We start from the raw sequence: 16,725 nt of genomic DNA on the forward strand, positions 1-16,725 counted from the left end.
ATGCCACCGCCAGCGGCACGCCAAAGGCGGCCAACGCACACAAGACCCGCAAAAGATCAGAGTCCATGGCGATTTCTCTTAACGAAGCGCTTCCAGCGCGAGGTTGAGTTGCAGCACATTCACCTGGGCCTCGCCCAGAAAGCCCAGCAGGGGCTGCTCTGTGTGCTGCCCGACCAGGGCCTGAACCTTCTCAAGCGGCAGGCCGCGTGCTTTCGCCACACGGGCCACCTGGTAACGAGCCGCAGCCGGACTGATGTGCGGGTCCAGCCCGCTGGCAGAAGCCGTGACCAGGTCCACCGGCACCTGAGCCGTGTTACCGGGATCGGCTGCTCTCAGTGCCTCGACACGGCCCTTGACGGCATCGACCAGCGCGGGATTCAGCGAACCCTGGTTGGAGCCGCTGGAAGCTGACGCGTTGTAAGGCATGGGGCCAGTGGCCGATGGGCGGCCCCAGAAGTGTTTGGGATCGCTGAAGTTCTGCCCGATCAGCGAAGAACCGACGGCTTTGCCATCACGCTGGATCAGGCTGCCGCCGGCCTGCGACGGGAACAACGATTGCGCGGCGCCGGTCACTACGAGGGGATAAGCCACGCCGGTGACCAGGGTCAGCACGGTGAACATCACAATTGCGGGGCGAAGAATATTTGTCATGAGGATTCCTTGATATGCAGGTGTTCAGGCGAGGTTCAGTGCTACCAGCAGCAGGTCAATCGCCTTGATACCGATAAAGGGCACGATGAGACCGCCCAGGCCATAAATCAGCAGGTTGCGGCGCAGCAGCGTGGCGGCGCCCACAGCGCGGTATTTCACACCCTTGAGCGCGAGCGGGATCAGGAACATGATGATCAGCGCGTTGAAAATCACCGCCGACAAAATCGCCGACGACGGGCTGCCCAGTCGCATCACATTGAGCGCGGCCAGTTGCGGGTAGGTGGTCACAAAGATCGCCGGGATGATGGCGAAGTACTTGGCCACGTCGTTGGCGATTGAAAACGTGGTGAGCGAGCCGCGCGTCATCAGCAAGGCCTTGCCGGTTTCCACAATCTCCAGCAGCTTGGTGGGGTTGGAGTCGAGGTCCACCATGTTGCCGGCCTCCTTGGCGGCCTGGGTACCGCTGTTCATGGCCACCGCCACGTCGGCCTGGGCCAGGGCCGGCGCGTCATTGGTGCCGTCGCCCGTCATCGCCACCAGCCGGCCTTCAGCCTGGTACTGGCGTATCAGCTTGAGCTTGTCTTCGGGCGTGGCTTCAGCCAGGAAGTCGTCGACGCCCGCCTCGGCGGCGATGGCGGCGGCCGTGAGCTTGTTGTCGCCGGTGATCATCACTGTTTTGATGCCCATGCGGCGCAGCTCGCCGAAGCGTTCCTTGATGCCGGCCTTGACAATGTCTTTGAGCTCCACGATGCCCAGCACCGTGCTGCCGTCGGCCACGGCCAGCGGCGTGCTGCCGCGGCGCGACACTTCGTCAGAGGCACGCAGCACCTCGGCCGGCACGCTGCCGCCCAGTGCTTCCACATGCTTGCGAATCGCATCGACCGCGCCCTTGCGCAATTGCCGCTTGCTTCCATCGGGGTTCAAGGCGTCCATTCCGCTCATGCGGGTTTGCGCAGTAAAGGGAACCTCGGTCACGGCCCCCATGGGCGACTGACTCACGGCCAGCTTCAGGGCCAACGCCACGATGCTGCGACCCTCCGGCGTTTCGTCGGCATAGGAGGCCTGCATGGCGCAGGTGGCGAGCGCTTTTTCAGACACGCCGGGCGCGGGCAAAAAACTCGACGCCTGGCGATTGCCGTGGGTGATGGTGCCGGTCTTGTCCAGCAGCAGCACATCCACGTCGCCGGCAGCCTCAACCGCGCGGCCCGACGTGGCGATGACATTGGCCTGCATCATGCGGCTCATGCCGGCCACACCCACAGCCGACAGCAGGCCGCCAATCGTGGTCGGGATCAGGCAGACCAGCAGCGCCACCAGTGCGGTGATGCTCACTACCGTGCCTGCCCCCACGGCTCCCACGCTGAACACGGAGAACGGCAGCAAGGTGACCGTGACCACCAGGAAGACGATGGTCAGCGCCACCAACAGGATGGTCAGCGCGATTTCATTGGGCGTCTTCTGCCGTTTGGCGCCTTCGACCATGCTGATCATGCGGTCCAGGAAGGACTCGCCGGGGTTGACGGTGATGCGCACCACCAGCCAGTCGGACAGCACGCGCGTGCCACCGGTCACGGCCGAGAAGTCGCCCCCCGACTCGCGCACCACCGGGGCCGATTCTCCGGTGATGGCGCTTTCGTCGACCGAGGCCACGCCTTCAATCACCTCACCGTCCAGCGGAACCATGTCACCGGCATCGACCAGCACCACGTCCCCTTTCCGGAGATTTTCAGCTTCTTGCGGCAGAAAGGTTGAGCCATGCCGGGGCTCCTTGAGCTTCTTGGCCCAGGTGCTTTTTTTAAGGCTTCGCAGCGACGCCGCTTGTGCCTTGCTACGGCCCTCGGCCAGCGCTTCGGCAAAGTTGGCGAACAGCACGGTGAACCACAGCCAGACGGCCACGGCAAAGATGAATCCGGCTGATGCTTCACCCTGGCCCTGCAGGGCTTGCAGGCCCAGCAAGGTCGTGAGAATGCTGCCGATGTAGACGACAAACATGACCGGGTTGCGCCACTGCACACGCGGGCTCAGCTTGGTAAACGAAGCCATGATGGCCGGCTTGAGCAGCGCGGGGTCCAGCAGCATTAAAGTTTTTTGGGTACTCATATGGGTTTCTCTTTGAGCCTTGCGGTTATTTGCCGGGCCACAGCATCAGGTGCTCGACCACCGGGCCCAGTGCCAGGGCGGGAACGTAATTGAGCAGGCCCACCAGCAGCACGGTGCCTATCAGCAGCGCCACGAACAGCGGGCCGTGCGTGGGCATGGTGCCGGCCGTGACCGGCAGGCGTTTCTTGGCGGCCAGCGCACCGGCAATGGCCAGCACCGGAACAATGAAGCCGAAACGGCCCAGCCACATGACCATGCCCAGCAGCGTGTTGTAGAACGGCGTGTTGGCCGACAGGCCCGCGAAGGCGCTGCCGTTGTTGTTGCCGGCCGAGCTCAGCGCGTAAAGGATTTCAGAAAAACCGTGCGCACCGGGGTTGGCAATGCCAGCCTTGCCGGCGCCGGCCAATACAGCGATGGCCGTGCCGGCCAGCACCAGGACAGGCGTAACCAGAATGGCGATCGAAGTCAGCTTCATCTCATGCGCCTCGATCTTCTTGCCCAGGTATTCCGGCGTACGGCCGATCATGAGGCCGGCGATGAACACCGCCAGGATGGCGAAGATCAGCATGCCGTAGAGGCCCGTGCCAACGCCGCCGAACACCACCTCGCCCAGCTGCATCATCACCATGGGCACCATGCCGCCCAGCGGCGTGAAGGAGTCGTGCATGGCAATGACCGCGCCGCAGGAGGCCGCCGTCGTGATGACCGCGAACAGGCTGGAGGCATTGATGCCGAAGCGGGTTTCCTTGCCTTCCATATTCCCGCCGGCCTGCAGCGCGCTGGCCGTCTGGTCCACACCCAGAGGCGGCAGCAAGGGGTTGCCGGCCTGCTCGGCGGGCGTGATGGCCACGACCGCGATCACAAACATCACCGTCATCGCGGCCAGCACGGCCCAGCCCTGGCGCTGGTCGCCCACCGCGCGGCCGAAGGCGAAGCACAACGCCGCCGGAATCAGGAAGATGGACAGCATCTGAAAGAAATTGCTCAGCGCCGTCGGGTTCTCATACGGGTGGGCCGAGTTGGCGTTGAAGAAGCCGCCGCCGTTGGTGCCCAGCATCTTGATGGCTTCCTGCGAAGCGACCGGGCCCATGGCCAGGGTCTGCCTGTCGGTTTTGGCGTCTTCCATCACGGGATTGCCCTTGTCGTCTTTCAGCGCCTGGCCATCAGGGCCGTTTTTGGGTTGCTGGTAGCCGGTGACCTCCAGCGTGCTCACGTCTTTGTAGGCATCAAAGTTCTGGATGACGCCCTGCCCCACAAGAAAGACGGCAAACACCAGCGACAGCGGCAGCAGCAACCAGGCCGTGATGCGCGTCACATCGACCCAGAAGTTGCCGATCGCGCCGGTCGCCCGCGCGGCAAAGCCGCGGAACAACGCAAACACCACGGCGATGCCGGTGGCAGCAGAGAAAAAGTTCTGCACCGCCAGCGCCAGCATCTGCGTGAGGTAGCTCATGGTGGATTCGCCGCCATAGCCCTGCCAGTTGGTGTTGGAGACAAAGCTGACGGCGGTATTGAAGGCCGAGTCGGGCGTTACCGCGGCCATGCCGGCCGGGTTAAGCGGCAGCCAGACCTGCAAGCGCTGCAGTGCATAAACGGCCAGCACGCCGAGCGCATTGAAGGCCAGCAAGGCCAACGCGTACTGCGACCATTTCATGTTGGTATCGGCCGAGGTACCGGCCAGGCGATACAGCGGCGCTTCTGCCTTACGCATCCAGTTGGGGAGGCTACCGGAATACAGGCGGGCCAGCCAGATGCCCAGCGGCCACGCAGTGGCCAGCAATACACCCAGAAAAAGGGCCAGCAGACCCCAAGACGAATTGCTCATCAGAATTCCTCGGCGCAGATCAGCGCATAGACGAGGTAAGTGAGCAGCAGAACAGCGCAGACACCGCCAAAGCCGTACAAAACGTCGAGGCTGATCATGAGCGGCCTCCTTCGGACTTTTCGAGCTTCTGGAAGCCCCAGACCAGCAAGACCATCACACCCCAGAGGGCGGCGGCGCCAAGAATAAACGCGAGATCCATGATCTTTCTCCAACAAACAAACGATGGAAGAAGTTTCGGATCCGGCGTGTAAAAACGGGGATGAAAGACCGGTAGCCGGTATAAAGAAAGCGTAAAAATCAGGGGTTCAAACCCTGTTCAAACCGATGCGTGAGACCGCATCACCACGCGCAGGTGCAGCGCGCGCAGGGCGTCAATGTCGTCCAGCAGGGACGAGGCCAAAGGCAGCAAGGGATCACCCTGATCGCCCGCTTCCTCCAACAGCAAGACCAGACGCGCGGCCTTGGCATGGAGCGCCTCCATAGTCTGCGAAACCTCGCCGTGGTTTTCCATCGCACCGGCGTGGTTACCGCATCGCGCTGCGAGCGACCATGTAGACACCTATCAACAGCAGGCCGGTGAAAAACAGGCGCTTGAAACCCTTCTCCCCCACCCGCCCGCGCAGCTTCTGGCCGGCGGCCATGCCCAGCAAGGCAGCGGGCAATGGCAGCAGCAAACTCCAGCCACCCGGCATACTGCCCATGGCAAAAGAGCCCTCCATCACCAGGCGCAGAAAGAGTGCGACGGTGGACACGGTAAAAGACAGGCCCAGCGCCTGCACCAGCTCGTCTTTCTTGAGCGACAAGGCCTGCAGGTAAGGCACAGCCGGAAAGACAAACACGCCGGTGGCCGAGGTGATGGCGCCGGTCGCCAGGCCGGCAGCGAAGGAAAAAACCCGCTCACCGCGCGACGGGACCGTCAGCGGCAGTGCGCACAGCCCCAGCAGTGCATAAATGATCAGCGCAACGCCCAGGCCTGCCGACGCGAGGTCCGTATCAAGGGTAACCAGGCTGACCGGTGCCCACAGCGTCCCCGCGACCACCCCAGCCTGCAGCGGCCACAGGCGCCGCAACAGGCTTTCCAGCGCGGCGCCGTCCCACATCTGCCAGGCATTCGTCAGCAACGAAGGCAGGATCAGGATGACGGCTGCCTGCGCAGGCGGCATCACGCCGGCCAGCAAGCCCATGGAGAGCGTCGGCAACCCCAGGCCCACCACGCCCTTGACCAGGCCGGCCAGCAGGAATACGCCGGCGACGGCGGCCATCAAGAGGGTGTCGTTCCCTGCGCTCACGAAGTTGTTCATCGAGTTCATGCCGCCGATTCTGCGCAGCGGCGCGCTGGCGCTCAAGCGGTAATATCCGTTTACATCCTTCGCCGTTGCCGAAGGCTAAAACGCCTGCACCCCATGCCCGCCACCATCCGCTTTGACCTCGTCGACCTCCGGCTGTTTCTGCACACCATCGACACCGGCAGCATCACGGCGGGCAGCAAGCTCTCGCACCTGGCGCTCGCCTCGGCCAGCGCACGCATCCGCGGCATGGAAGACGCCCTGGGTGTGCCGTTGCTGGAGCGCCTGCGCGCCGGTGTCAAACCGACCAAGGCCGGCCTGGCCGTGGCCCACCATGCGCGGCTGGTGTTGCAGCAAATCGAGCGCATGCACGGCGAGATCGGCGACTATGCCGGCGGGCTGGCGGGCAAGGTGCGTTTGCTGTCGAACACGGCCGCCATCACCGACTACCTGCCGCAGGCGCTGGCGGATTTCCTTAACACCCATCCAGCCATCGACGTCGACCTGGAGGAGCGTCCCAGCCACCTGATCGTGTCGCAGTTGCTGGGCCAGGTGGCCGACATTGGCATCGTGGCCGACTCCGCCGACATCTCCAGCCTTGAATCAAAACCTTTCCGGCGCGACAAGCTGGTGCTGGTGGTTCCAGCCGGCAGCGGATTCGGCCGCCAGCGCCATGTTCCGTTCGGGCAAGCATTGAGCCATGACTTCGTCGGCCTGGGGGAAGACAGCGCACTGCAACAGCACCTGAACCTGCAGGCCGAACGCCTGGGGCTGCGCATGCGGACCCGCATACGGCTTCGCAGCTTTGAGGCGATCTGCCGCATGGTGGAAGCCGGGGTCGGCGTGGCCGTGGTGCCGGCCGTTGCGGCCGAACGCCATGCCGGTGCGGGCAAGCTGCGCACCCTCAAGCTGACCGACCCATGGGCCGACCGGCAATTGCTGATCTGCGCGCGCCGCTTTGACCAGCTGTCGCTGCCGGCGCTGAGATTGGTCGAGTCCCTGTGCGCGCCTGCCGCGCCGCCGGAGCGCGCACACACGCACCAAGCACCCACACGATAAAGTCATGCCCATGCAAATCCCTGAACCCACAGACCTGTTGGCCAGATCCTGGCGGCGCTGCGCGGGCGCCCTTGCCGCACGGCCGATCGGGCCTGTGGTGTTTGATGAACTGGTGGCGCGCTACTCGGAACCGCACCGCAAGTACCACACGCTGCAGCACCTCACGGAATGCCTCGCGCATTTCGAGGCCGTCCGCGACCTGGCCGAACAGCCCGCAGAGGTTGAGATGGCGTTGTGGTTCCATGATGCGATTTATGACACGCAGCGCCACGACAACGAAGAAAAAAGCGCCGACTGGGCTCGCGAGGTGCTGCTGGCGCACGGCACTGCCGCGGCCGCTGCCCAACGCGTTCATGACCTGGTCATGGCCACCCGCCATACGGCGTTGCCGGACTCGCCTGACAAGCAGCTGCTGGTCGATATCGATCTGTCCATCCTGGGCGCCGGCCCAGCCAGGTTTGCCGAATACGAGCAGCAGATCCGGGACGAATACGCTTTTGTGCCCGCGGCCGTGTTCCGGCAAAAGCGGGGCGAAATCCTGCAGGGTTTTCTGGACCGGCCTGTGATCTACAGCACGGCGCATTTCCACGAAACACTGGAAGCGCGTGCGCGCGAGAACCTGCGCAAGGCGATTGCCGGCACGACTTCGACAACCAGCTCTTCAGCACAATGAACACCTGCCCCCACTGCCGCCAGGCCGGAATCAAAACCTGGGAAAAGCGCTTCTCCAGCCGTGGCAGTCCCGCCACCTGCACCTTGTGCGGAGGGCTCTCGCATGTTCTGGCCAGCGCCGTCGGTGGCATATTTGTCCTGACATCCATCTTGTTGATGATTGCCACCGTTGTCGGCTTTTTGACCAGCTCATGGCTGGCCGGCTTGTCGGGCTGCCTGCTGGCGGCAGCCTGCAACCTCTGGGCATGGCAGCGCGAAGCGCTTTGGCCCATCCTCAAGGAGAACGCCCAGGCCGCGAACCGCGCCGACTGGGTGGTCATCGCGGTGTCCGTTTTTATTTCGTTTCTTTCCTGAGGGGCGGCTCCGACCTCGCACCAGAGTGCTATCGATTTCATAGCTACCGGCGCTTGTTCTGATTGGGCCGCAGGCGCTTTTGATCTCTAAAAATGCCAAAATCACACGCCAAGTGCCTAAAAATGACTTCCCGGGACGGTTTTCTCTCTACGATTGCTATCAATTCAATAGCCTCTTACGCTTACCCCCATTGGCCTACAACCTTTATTTGCTTGAGAAAACGCTGGACCGCAGCGCGCCCAGGTCGAGCACGCGCAGGCCGCCGTATTCGATACGGATAAAGCCCTGGGCCTGCAGCGTGCTCAGCGCCTCGTTCACGCGTTGGCGTGACAGGCCCACGAGGTAGGCCATCTCCTGCTGCGTGATGCGCAGGATTTCGCCCACGCCGGGGTAGAGCACCGGATTGAAGAGTGCGGCCAGGCTGCGTGCCACACGGATGTCGGGGTTGTTCATGCGGTCGATTTCGCGCGCGACGATGAACTGGCCCAGGCGCTCGTTGAGCTGGTTCATCACAAAGCGGTTAAAGCTGATGGAATGGTCCAGCAGCCAGTGGAAGTCCTCAACAGGCAGCCCCGCGACCACGGTCTTGCGCAAAGCCTGGATGTTGTAGCGGTAGGGCTCGCGTTTGAGCACTGTGCCCTCGCCGAACCAGGCGCCCGGCGGCAGGCCGGTGAAAGTCATGGTGGCGCCCTGCTCACTGTCCGTGCTCATCTTGAGCAAGCCCTCGACGACGCCAAACCAGTAGGTCACCGGCTTGCCGACACGGCACACGTAGTCGCCGATGTTGGCGTCGCCGACGCGCACACCGGCCACGGCGCGCTCGCGCTCGGCCGGTAACAGCTCATTCAGCCAATGGATGCCGGCGAGCTCCTGCGCGTCGGGCATGCGGGCACGGATCTGCATCGATTGGCCTGTCATCGTCACCATGCGCGCCGTCCTAAGGGAAAGTCCGGGGGAGTAATCACCCTTGAATTGTCGTCCGAACGACAACCTAACGTCAAACGCGTGCCTACCATGCATTCACAAGACAACTTTCGGGCTAGCCGGCAAGCGAGCAACTCCCCGAAGGCATAACGACCGCGAGACAAGGACCATGCAGACCACTTTTCCGAGACTGTTGCTCAAACATGCGGCTGAGCGCCCCGGCGCCCCGGCCATGCGCGAAAAAGAGTACGGCATCTGGCAGGCGCACAGCTGGGCCGGCATGGCGCAGTTGGTGGAGCGCATCGCCTGCGGCCTGCATGAAGCCGGGCTGCAGCGTGGCGAGCACATGGTCATCATCGGCGCCAACCGGCCGCGCCTGTACGCCACCATGCTGGCCGCGCAGGCGCTGGGCGCCATACCCATTCCGCTTTACCAGGACGCCGTAGGCGCCGAATGCATCTTCCCCATCAACAATGCCGATGTACGTTTTGCGCTGGTGGAAGACCAGGAGCAGGTCGACAAGCTGCTGGAGATACGCGGCCAGTGCCCGCAGCTGGGGCAGATTATTTATGACGACCCGCGCGGCCTGCGCAACTATGCCGAGGCCGGCCTGCAGTCGCTGGACGCCTTGCTGGAAAAAGGCGAAGCCTTTGCCGCGAAACAACCCGGCTTCTTCAAGAGCGAAGTCGAAAAATCCCGGCCGGATGATGTGGCCGCGATGTTTTTCACCTCGGGCACCACGGGCAACCCCAAGGGCGTGGTCCACACCCACAACACCCTGCTGGACCGCGCCAGGGCCGGTGCCGACTTCGACAAACTCACCTCCGGCGAGGAAGTGCTGGCCTACTTGCCACCCGCGTGGGTCGGCCAGAACATCTTCAGCTATGCGCAATGGCTGGCCTGCGGCTATGTGGTGAATTGCCCCGAAAGCGCGAGCACCGTGATGATCGACCTGAAAGAAGTCGGCCCGACCTATTACTTTGCGCCACCGCGGATTTTCGAAAGCCTGCTGACGACCGTGATGATTCGCATGGAAGACGCGGGCCGCATCAAGCGCGGCATGTTCAACTATTTCATGGGCGTGGCCAAACGTGCCGGCCCCTCGTTGATGGACGGGAAACCGGTGGGCGGGCTCGACCGCCTGCTGTATGCGCTGGGCAGTGTGATGGTCTATGGCCCGCTGCGCAACACGCTGGGTTTTTCTCGCGTGCGGGTGGCCTACACCGCGGGTGAAGCGATTGGGCCGGACCTCTTTACCTTCTACCGCTCCATCGGCATCAACCTGAAACAGCTGTATGGCTCGACCGAGACCGCCGTGTTTGTCTGCCTGCAGCCGGACAACGAAGCACGCGCCGATACGGTAGGGGTGCCGATCAGCGGCGTGCAAATCAAGGTGGCCGACAACGGGGAAATCCTGGTGAAGTCCGCCGGTCTGCTCAAGGAATATTACAAAAATCCCACGGCGACAGCCGAGGTGCTGAGCGCCGACGGCTGGTATCACACCAGCGACGCGGGCTTTATCGACGCCAGCGGTCACCTCAAGATCATCGACCGCGTGAAAGACGTGGGCCGCATCAAGGGTGGCGCCAACGACGGCGCCATGTTCGCGCCCAAGTATGTGGAGAACAAGCTCAAGTTCTTCCCGCATATCAAGGAAGTCGTGGCCTACGGTGATGGCCGCGAAAAAGTCTGCGTGATGATCAACATCGACTTCGACGCCGTGGGCAACTGGGCCGAACGTCGCAACCTGCCTTACGCCGGCTACACCGACCTGGCGCAAAAGCCCGAGGTCTACCAGCTCATCAAGGAATGTGTCGAAAAAGTCAACGCCGACCTCAGCGTGGATGCGCTGCTGGCCGGCTCACAGGTCAGCCGTTTCCTGGTGCTGCACAAGGAGCTGGACGCCGACGACGGCGAACTCACACGGACGAACAAGGTGCGGCGCGGCTTCATTGCCGAGAAGTACCAGCCGCTGATCGATGCGCTTTATGGCGGCAAGACCGAACAGTTCATTGAAACCGTCGTGAAGTTTGAAGACGGCCGATCAGGCAGCGTCAGTGCGACGCTGAAGATCAGCGACACACAGACTTTTGCGCCAATAAAGGCGGCAGCATGAACAACAAGCAACAGCAAGTCCCCCAGATACCAGCTCGAGCCGCGGAACCGGCTTTGCCGGGCCGCAGGCGGGCGGCCCCCTCGGGGGGCAGCGTAGTACACGCAGTGACAAGCGTGGGGGCAAAGTTTGCGCCCGTGAAGGCAGCAGCATGACTAAAAAGATCGGTGACGTCATCCTTGACGTCAACAACATCAGCCTGAGTTTTGGCGGGGTCAAGGCCCTCTCGGATATTTCCTTCAATGTGAAAGAGCACGAGATTCGCGCCATCATCGGCCCCAATGGTGCGGGCAAGAGCTCCATGCTCAACTGCATCAACGGCGTTTATGCGCCGCAGCAGGGCTCCATCACTTTCCGCGGCCAGACCTTCAAGCACATGAACAGCCATCAGGTGGCGGTCATGGGCGTGGCGCGCACTTTCCAGAATCTGGCGCTCTTCAAGGGCATGAGCGTGCTCGACAACATCATGTCGGGCCGCAACCTCAAGATCAAAAGCAACCTGCTGCTGCAGGCGCTGCGCATAGGCCCCGCCGAAAAAGAAGAAATCATGCACCGCGAGGCAGTGGAAAAAATCATCGACTTCCTGGAAATCCAGGCCTATCGCAAGACGCCCGTCGGGCAACTGCCCTACGGCCTGCAAAAACGCGTTGACCTGGGCCGTGCGCTGGCGATGGAGCCGCAAGTCCTGCTGCTCGACGAACCCATGGCCGGCATGAACGTGGAAGAAAAGCAGGACATGTGCCGCTTTGTGCTCGACGTGAACGACGAGTTCGGCACCACCGTCGTGCTGATCGAGCACGACATGGGCGTGGTGATGGACATCTCCGACCGCGTAGTGGTGCTCGACTACGGCAAAAAAATCGGCGACGGCACCCCCGACGAAGTACGCAACAACGAAGACGTGATCCGGGCTTACCTGGGAACGAGCCACTGATATGGACGAGAACACCAAGATGAAATCGCAGCGCACTCCGCAACCCACGGCACCCCAAGCCAGCGGCCGCCGCGGAACTGGCTTTGCCAGGCCGCAAGCGGCGTCCCCCGGAGGGGGAGAGGCGGCTACACGAAGTGAGCCCGCAACAGGGGGGAGCCAATAACATGGGTTCATTTCTTGAAACCATTATTGGCGGCCTCATGTCGGGCATGCTGTATTCGCTGGTCGCGCTGGGCTTTGTGCTGATCTACAAGGCGTCGGGCGTCTTCAATTTCGCCCAGGGCGCCATGGTGCTGTTCGCGGCGCTGGCCATGGCGCGGTTCTCCGAGTGGATACCGCAATGGACGGGCCTGGACAACAAGTTCATCAACAACGCACTGGCCTTCGCGGTCGCGCTGGCCATCATGGTGGTGGTGGCCTGGTTGATTGAGAAACTGGTGCTCAGCAAACTCGTGAACCAGGAAGGCGTGGCGCTGCTGATGGCGACGCTCGGTATTTCCTATTTCCTGGACGGCTTCGGCCAGACCATTTTCGGCTCCAGCATCTACAAGATCGACGTGGGCATGCCCAAGGACCCCATGTTCCTGCTGGAAGGTGTCTTCCAGGGCGGCCTGCTGGTGAACCAGGAAGACCTGGTCGCCGCGCTGATCGCCACCGCCCTGGTGGCGGCGCTGGCCGCCTTCTTCCAGTACACCAGCACAGGCCGTGCCCTGCGCGCGGTGGCGGACGACCACCAGGCCGCGCAATCCATCGGTATTCCGCTGAACCGCATCTGGGTCATCGTCTGGAGCGTGGCGGGCTTCGTGGCCCTGGTGTCCGGCGTCATCTGGGGCAGCAAGCTGGGCGTGCAATTTTCGCTCTCGGTGCTGGCGCTGAAGGCGCTGCCGCTTGTTATTTTGGGTGGCCTCACCTCAGTGCCTGGCGCGATTGTGGGCGGGCTGATTCTGGGCGTTGGTGAAAAGCTCGCCGAGGTGTTTCTCGGGCCCTATGTCGGTGGTGGTATCGAGATCTGGTTTGCCTATGTGCTGGCTTTGTGCGTTCTGCTCGTTCGGCCCCAAGGGCTGTTCGGAGAGAAGATCATTGACCGCGTCTGACGCCGTTTCTATCTAAAGAAAAATTATGTTTTACAGAGAAAACGGCCAGTTCAAAACCAACTACCGGGCGGACCAACAAATCTTCCCGATTCTGCAAGACCGTATCGCCATCGGGCTGTTGCTGGCGTTCGCCTTCGTTGTAGTGCCATTGTTGGCCAGCGACTACCTGTTCCGCGCCATCCTGATTCCTTTCCTGATCTTCTCGCTGGCGGCGGTAGGGGTGAACATCCTGGTGGGCTATTGCGGACAAATTTCGCTGGGCTCGGGTGCCTTCATGGCCGTCGGCGCTTACGGCGCCTACAACTTCTTTGTGCGTATTCCCGGCATGCCGCTGATTCCGGCGCTGATCCTGGGCGGTTTGTGCGCCATGCTCTTCGGCATTTTGTTCGGCCTGCCCAGCTTGCGCGTGAAAGGCCTCTACCTGGCGGTGACGACGCTGGCTGCACAGTTCTTCAGCGACTGGATGTTTTTGCGCATCAAGTGGTTCACGATGGACACGCCTTCGGGTTCGGTGTCGGTGTCCAACCTGCAGGTGTTCGGCCTGCCCATCGAAAGCGCGCTGAGCAAATACCTGTTTTGCCTGGCCATCGTGGTGGTGATCACCCTGCTGGCCAAAAACCTGGTGCGCAGCGCGATCGGCCGCGAGTGGATGGCCATTCGCGACATGGACGTCGCCGCCGCTGTGATCGGCATACGCCCCATGTACGCCAAGCTCAGCGCGTTCGCGGTCAGCTCTTTCATCATCGGCATCGCCGGTGGCCTGTGGGCTTTTATCTACCTGGGCGCCTGGGAACCTGCGGCCTTCTCGGTGGACTACTCCTTCCGCCTGCTGTTCATGGTGATCATCGGCGGCATGGGCGCCATCATGGGCAGCTTCTTCGGTGCGGCCTTCATCGTGGTGCTGCCGATCGTGCTGAGCCAGCTGCTGCCGGTGCTGGCCGGCTGGCTGGGCATCTCGATCTCCACGGCGGGCATCTCGCACGCCGAACTGATGATTTTCGGCGGTTTGATCGTGTGGTTTTTGATTGTCGAGCCGCACGGGTTGGCCAAGCTGTGGGCAGTTGGAAAGCAGAAATTACGGCTATGGCCATTCCCCCACTGAAACTATGGCCCCCACGCTTTTCACTTCGTGTAATACGCTGCCCCCCGCGGGGGCGCTGCGCCTGCGGCCCGGCAAAGCCGGTTCCGCGGCCCCGGCTGGTAGTGGGCTTCTGCTCGAAATCACCGATGCGCGGTGGATTGTTAGGTCGTTTACTGAGGTGTCAGTTTTTTCACGGTGTTTATAAATTTTCCAGGAGACAACAATGAAGATTCGTAATGTGATGTTGGCGGTGGCAATCCTCGCCACCGGCGCCTCGTCCTTGGTGGCGACCGGCGCATATGCCCAGGCGAAAGAGCAGTTCTTTCCGGTGCTGTCTTACCGCACCGGGCCTTACGCGCCCAACGGTGTGCCCTGGGCCAACGGCTACGTCGACTACCTCAAGCTGGTCAATGCGCGCGGCGGCATCAACGGCGTGAAGATCTCGTTTGAAGAATGCGAGACCGGCTACGACACGGCCCGAAGCGTGGAATGCTACGAACGCCTGAAAGGCAAGAACGGCGGCGCCACGCTGGTGCAACCGCTGTCTACCGGTGCGACGTTTGCCATCACAGAAAAAGCCCCCGTCGACAAAATTCCTGTGGTGACTGTGGGCTATGGCCGCAGCGAGAGCGCGGACGGCTCCATCTTCAAGTGGAACTTCCCAATCGCAGGCACCTACTGGGTTGCCGCCGACGCCATCCTCCAGGCCATCGCCAAGAAGGAAGGCGGCTTCGACAAACTCAAAGGCAAACGGATCGCGCTGGTCTATCACGACTCTCCGTTTGGCAAGGAACCGATCCCGCTGATGCAGGAACGCGCCGCCATGCACGGCTTTACCTTGCAACTGCTGCCTGTTACCGCGCCCGGCGTCGAGCAAAAAGCCACCTGGCTGCAGGTTCGCCAGTCGCGCCCAGACTACGTTGCACTGTGGGGCTGGGGCATCATGAACACCACCGCCATCAAGGAAGCGCAAGCCACCGGCTACCCACGCGAGAAGATGTACGGCGTGTGGTGGGCCGGCGCAGAGCCTGACGTGAAAGACGTGGCTGAAGGCGCCAAGGGCTACAACGCCGTGACGATGCAGCACGGCGCCGAGCCGAACTCCAAGCTGGCCAAAGACATGCTGACCCTGGTGCACGGCAAAGGCCAGGGCACGGGCCCCAAGGAAGAAGTCGGCCAGGTGCTTTACATGCGCGGCGCCATGAGCGCGATGCTGGGCGTGGAGGGTTTGCGCGCCGCGCAAGACCGTTTCGGCAAGGGAAAAATCATGACAGGCGAGCAAGTGCGCTGGGGCCTGGAAAACCTGAACCTGACGCAGGCCAAGCTGGATGCGCTGGGCTTTGCCGGCGTGATGCGTCCGATCAGCACCTCTTGCACCGACCACATGGGTTCGGCATGGGCGCGCATCCATACCTGGGACGGCAAGGAATGGAAATTCACCTCCGACTGGCTGCAGGCTGATGAGCAGGTGATCAAACCCCTGGTCAAGTCGACCGCCGCCAAATACGCAACAGAGAAAAAACTGACGGCGCGCACACCCGCTGACTGCCAAAGCTAGGCTCCCCCCGTGGCGGCGCTCTGCGCCGCCTCCCCCTCAAGGGGCGGCACTGGCGGACCGGCAAAGCCGGATCCACGGTGCCCTTGCCTTGAAATCCTCCCGCCTGGCGGGAGGGTCGCGGCTCTCGCGAGCCGCCAGCCTTGAGGGCTGATCGCCTTGCCAGCAGCCCTCAAGATTGGTCAGGAAAAATATGGACACACCCAACATCGTTCTCAACGTCAACGGCATCGAGGTCATCTACAACCATGTGATCCTGGTGCTCAAGGGCGTCTCGCTGCAGGTTCCGCAGGGCCGCATCGTGGCCATCCTGGGCGGCAACGGCGCAGGCAAGACCACCACACTGCGCGCAATTTCCAATCTGCTCAGGGGTGAGCGCGGCGAAGTCACCAAAGGCTCCATCGAGCTGCGCGGCGAGCGCATTGAAAATCTCTCGCCGGCCGACCTGGTGCAGCGCGGCGTGGTGCAGGTGATGGAAGGGCGGCACTGCTTTGCCCACCTGACCATCGAGGAAAACCTGCTGACCGGCGCCTACACGCGCAGCAGCAAGGCCGAAGTGGCGGCCAACCTGGACAAGGTCTACAACTATTTCCCGCGCCTGAAAACCCGGCGCACCTCGCAGGCGGCCTACACCTCGGGTGGGGAGCAGCAGATGTGCGCCATCGGCCGTGCGCTCATGGCCAGTCCTTCCATGGTGCTGCTGGACGAGCCCTCCATGGGCCTGGCGCCGCAGATCGTCGAAGAAGTCTTCAACATCGTGAAGGACCTGAACCAGAAGGAGCAGGTCACCTTCCTGCTGGCCGAGCAGAACACCAACATGGCCCTCAAATATGCCGACTATGGCTACATCATGGAAAGCGGCCGCGTGGTGATGGACGGCGCGGCCGCCGACCTGGCCAACAACGAAGACGTCAAGGAGTTTTACCTCGGCGTGGGCGGCGGCGAGCGCAAGAGCTTCAAGGACGTTAAAAGCTACAAGCGCCGCAAACGGTGGCTGGCATAAGGCCCCCACGCTCCGCCGCTGCGCGGGTCGCTGCCCCCCGAGGGGGCGCTGCGCCTGCGGCCCGGCGAAGCCGG

Annotated in this window: 16 protein-coding genes; 9 read left to right on the forward strand and 7 right to left on the reverse strand. The window is 62.5% G+C overall.

The features are described 5' to 3' along the window. Positions 1–78 precede the first annotated feature (78 nt). The 6 genes from kdpC to AC1DYR_RS13900 form a co-directional block, all read right to left on the reverse strand. Positions 79–651: a potassium-transporting ATPase subunit KdpC gene (gene kdpC / locus AC1DYR_RS13875; protein WP_477705606.1), complete on the reverse strand. Its 573-nt coding sequence runs from the start codon at positions 649–651 to the stop codon at positions 79–81. Between the two features lie 24 nt (positions 652–675). Beyond that, on the reverse strand, positions 676–2,751 hold the full coding sequence (kdpB, locus tag AC1DYR_RS13880) for a potassium-transporting ATPase subunit KdpB (RefSeq protein WP_477705607.1): 2,076 nt from the start codon (positions 2,749–2,751) through the stop codon (positions 676–678). Between the two features lie 25 nt (positions 2,752–2,776). After that, positions 2,777–4,576 (reverse strand): potassium-transporting ATPase subunit KdpA, encoded by a 1,800-nt coding sequence (gene kdpA / locus AC1DYR_RS13885; protein ID WP_477705608.1) that lies wholly within the window; start codon positions 4,574–4,576, stop codon positions 2,777–2,779. Then, positions 4,576–4,674, reverse strand: coding sequence for a potassium-transporting ATPase subunit F (locus AC1DYR_RS13890; protein WP_457281368.1), 99 nt, complete (start codon positions 4,672–4,674; stop codon positions 4,576–4,578). The genes kdpA and AC1DYR_RS13890 overlap by 1 nt, the downstream gene beginning before the upstream one ends. A gap of 218 nt (positions 4,675–4,892) precedes the next feature. Further along, complete coding sequence (locus AC1DYR_RS13895; protein ID WP_477705609.1) at positions 4,893–5,057, reverse strand: hypothetical protein; 165 nt, start codon at positions 5,055–5,057, stop codon at positions 4,893–4,895. 43 nt (positions 5,058–5,100) lie between these two features. Continuing rightward, positions 5,101–5,886 carry a sulfite exporter TauE/SafE family protein gene (locus AC1DYR_RS13900; protein WP_477705610.1) on the reverse strand — a complete coding sequence of 262 codons (786 nt, stop codon included), beginning with the start codon at positions 5,884–5,886 and terminating at the stop codon, positions 5,101–5,103. A 105-nt stretch (positions 5,887–5,991) separates the two neighbouring features. Here AC1DYR_RS13900 and AC1DYR_RS13905 point away from each other — a divergent pair, with 105 nt between their 5' ends. From AC1DYR_RS13905 to AC1DYR_RS13915, 3 genes are read left to right on the forward strand one after another with little or no spacing between them, the layout of a single operon-like run. Further along, on the forward strand, positions 5,992–6,921 hold the full coding sequence (locus AC1DYR_RS13905) for a LysR family transcriptional regulator (RefSeq protein WP_477705921.1): 930 nt from the start codon (positions 5,992–5,994) through the stop codon (positions 6,919–6,921). 4 nt (positions 6,922–6,925) lie between these two features. Then, entirely contained in the window at positions 6,926–7,594 is a 669-nt protein-coding gene (locus AC1DYR_RS13910; protein ID WP_477705611.1) for an HD domain-containing protein, read from the forward strand. Then, positions 7,591–7,947, forward strand: coding sequence for a hypothetical protein (locus AC1DYR_RS13915; protein ID WP_477705612.1), 357 nt, complete (start codon positions 7,591–7,593; stop codon positions 7,945–7,947). Before AC1DYR_RS13910 ends, AC1DYR_RS13915 begins: the two co-directional genes overlap by 4 nt. 204 nt (positions 7,948–8,151) lie before the next feature. On the opposite strand, the gene AC1DYR_RS13920 is transcribed toward AC1DYR_RS13915, so the two are convergent. Then, entirely contained in the window at positions 8,152–8,865 is a 714-nt protein-coding gene (locus AC1DYR_RS13920; protein ID WP_477705922.1) for a Crp/Fnr family transcriptional regulator, read from the reverse strand. 175 nt (positions 8,866–9,040) lie between these two features. Here AC1DYR_RS13920 and AC1DYR_RS13925 point away from each other — a divergent pair, with 175 nt between their 5' ends. The 6 genes from AC1DYR_RS13925 (at position 9,041) to AC1DYR_RS13950 (ending at position 16,651) form a co-directional block, all read left to right on the forward strand. After that, positions 9,041–10,987, forward strand: a complete 1,947-nt coding sequence (locus tag AC1DYR_RS13925; protein ID WP_477705613.1) for an AMP-dependent synthetase/ligase — start codon at positions 9,041–9,043, stop codon at positions 10,985–10,987. A 148-nt stretch (positions 10,988–11,135) separates the two neighbouring features. Beyond that, positions 11,136–11,918, forward strand: a complete 783-nt coding sequence (locus AC1DYR_RS13930; protein WP_457281377.1) for an ABC transporter ATP-binding protein — start codon at positions 11,136–11,138, stop codon at positions 11,916–11,918. A gap of 164 nt (positions 11,919–12,082) precedes the next feature. Beyond that, a complete protein-coding gene (locus AC1DYR_RS13935) occupies positions 12,083–13,012 on the forward strand; it encodes a branched-chain amino acid ABC transporter permease (RefSeq protein WP_477649096.1) in 930 nt (309 codons plus the stop codon). 25 nt (positions 13,013–13,037) lie between these two features. Further along, positions 13,038–14,114 carry a branched-chain amino acid ABC transporter permease gene (locus tag AC1DYR_RS13940; protein ID WP_457281379.1) on the forward strand — a complete coding sequence of 359 codons (1,077 nt, stop codon included), beginning with the start codon at positions 13,038–13,040 and terminating at the stop codon, positions 14,112–14,114. Between the two features lie 202 nt (positions 14,115–14,316). Beyond that, entirely contained in the window at positions 14,317–15,651 is a 1,335-nt protein-coding gene (locus AC1DYR_RS13945; RefSeq protein WP_477705614.1) for an ABC transporter substrate-binding protein, read from the forward strand. A gap of 190 nt (positions 15,652–15,841) precedes the next feature. Continuing rightward, positions 15,842–16,651: an ABC transporter ATP-binding protein gene (locus AC1DYR_RS13950; RefSeq protein WP_477705615.1), complete on the forward strand. Its 810-nt coding sequence runs from the start codon at positions 15,842–15,844 to the stop codon at positions 16,649–16,651. Positions 16,652–16,725 lie beyond the last annotated feature (74 nt).

This window comes from Polaromonas sp. P1_F9, from assembly GCF_056405615.1.

What these genes read in the sequence shown, in the direction of transcription:
- kdpC (WP_477705606.1), bottom strand. Translation starts at nt 651, where the DNA reads ATGACAAATATTCTTCGCCCCGCAATTGTGATGTTCACCGTGCTGACC.
- kdpB (WP_477705607.1), bottom strand. Translation starts at nt 2,751, where the DNA reads ATGAGTACCCAAAAAACTTTAATGCTGCTGGACCCCGCGCTGCTCAAG.
- kdpA (WP_477705608.1), bottom strand. Translation starts at nt 4,576, where the DNA reads ATGAGCAATTCGTCTTGGGGTCTGCTGGCCCTTTTTCTGGGTGTATTG.
- AC1DYR_RS13890 (WP_457281368.1), bottom strand. Translation starts at nt 4,674, where the DNA reads ATGATCAGCCTCGACGTTTTGTACGGCTTTGGCGGTGTCTGCGCTGTT.
- AC1DYR_RS13895 (WP_477705609.1), bottom strand. Translation starts at nt 5,057, where the DNA reads ATGGAGGCGCTCCATGCCAAGGCCGCGCGTCTGGTCTTGCTGTTGGAG.
- AC1DYR_RS13900 (WP_477705610.1), bottom strand. Translation starts at nt 5,886, where the DNA reads ATGAACTCGATGAACAACTTCGTGAGCGCAGGGAACGACACCCTCTTG.
- AC1DYR_RS13910 (WP_477705611.1), top strand. Translation starts at nt 6,926, where the DNA reads ATGCCCATGCAAATCCCTGAACCCACAGACCTGTTGGCCAGATCCTGG.
- AC1DYR_RS13915 (WP_477705612.1), top strand. Translation starts at nt 7,591, where the DNA reads ATGAACACCTGCCCCCACTGCCGCCAGGCCGGAATCAAAACCTGGGAA.
- AC1DYR_RS13920 (WP_477705922.1), bottom strand. Translation starts at nt 8,865, where the DNA reads ATGACAGGCCAATCGATGCAGATCCGTGCCCGCATGCCCGACGCGCAG.
- AC1DYR_RS13925 (WP_477705613.1), top strand. Translation starts at nt 9,041, where the DNA reads ATGCAGACCACTTTTCCGAGACTGTTGCTCAAACATGCGGCTGAGCGC.
- AC1DYR_RS13930 (WP_457281377.1), top strand. Translation starts at nt 11,136, where the DNA reads ATGACTAAAAAGATCGGTGACGTCATCCTTGACGTCAACAACATCAGC.
- AC1DYR_RS13935 (WP_477649096.1), top strand. Translation starts at nt 12,083, where the DNA reads ATGGGTTCATTTCTTGAAACCATTATTGGCGGCCTCATGTCGGGCATG.
- AC1DYR_RS13940 (WP_457281379.1), top strand. Translation starts at nt 13,038, where the DNA reads ATGTTTTACAGAGAAAACGGCCAGTTCAAAACCAACTACCGGGCGGAC.
- AC1DYR_RS13945 (WP_477705614.1), top strand. Translation starts at nt 14,317, where the DNA reads ATGAAGATTCGTAATGTGATGTTGGCGGTGGCAATCCTCGCCACCGGC.
- AC1DYR_RS13950 (WP_477705615.1), top strand. Translation starts at nt 15,842, where the DNA reads ATGGACACACCCAACATCGTTCTCAACGTCAACGGCATCGAGGTCATC.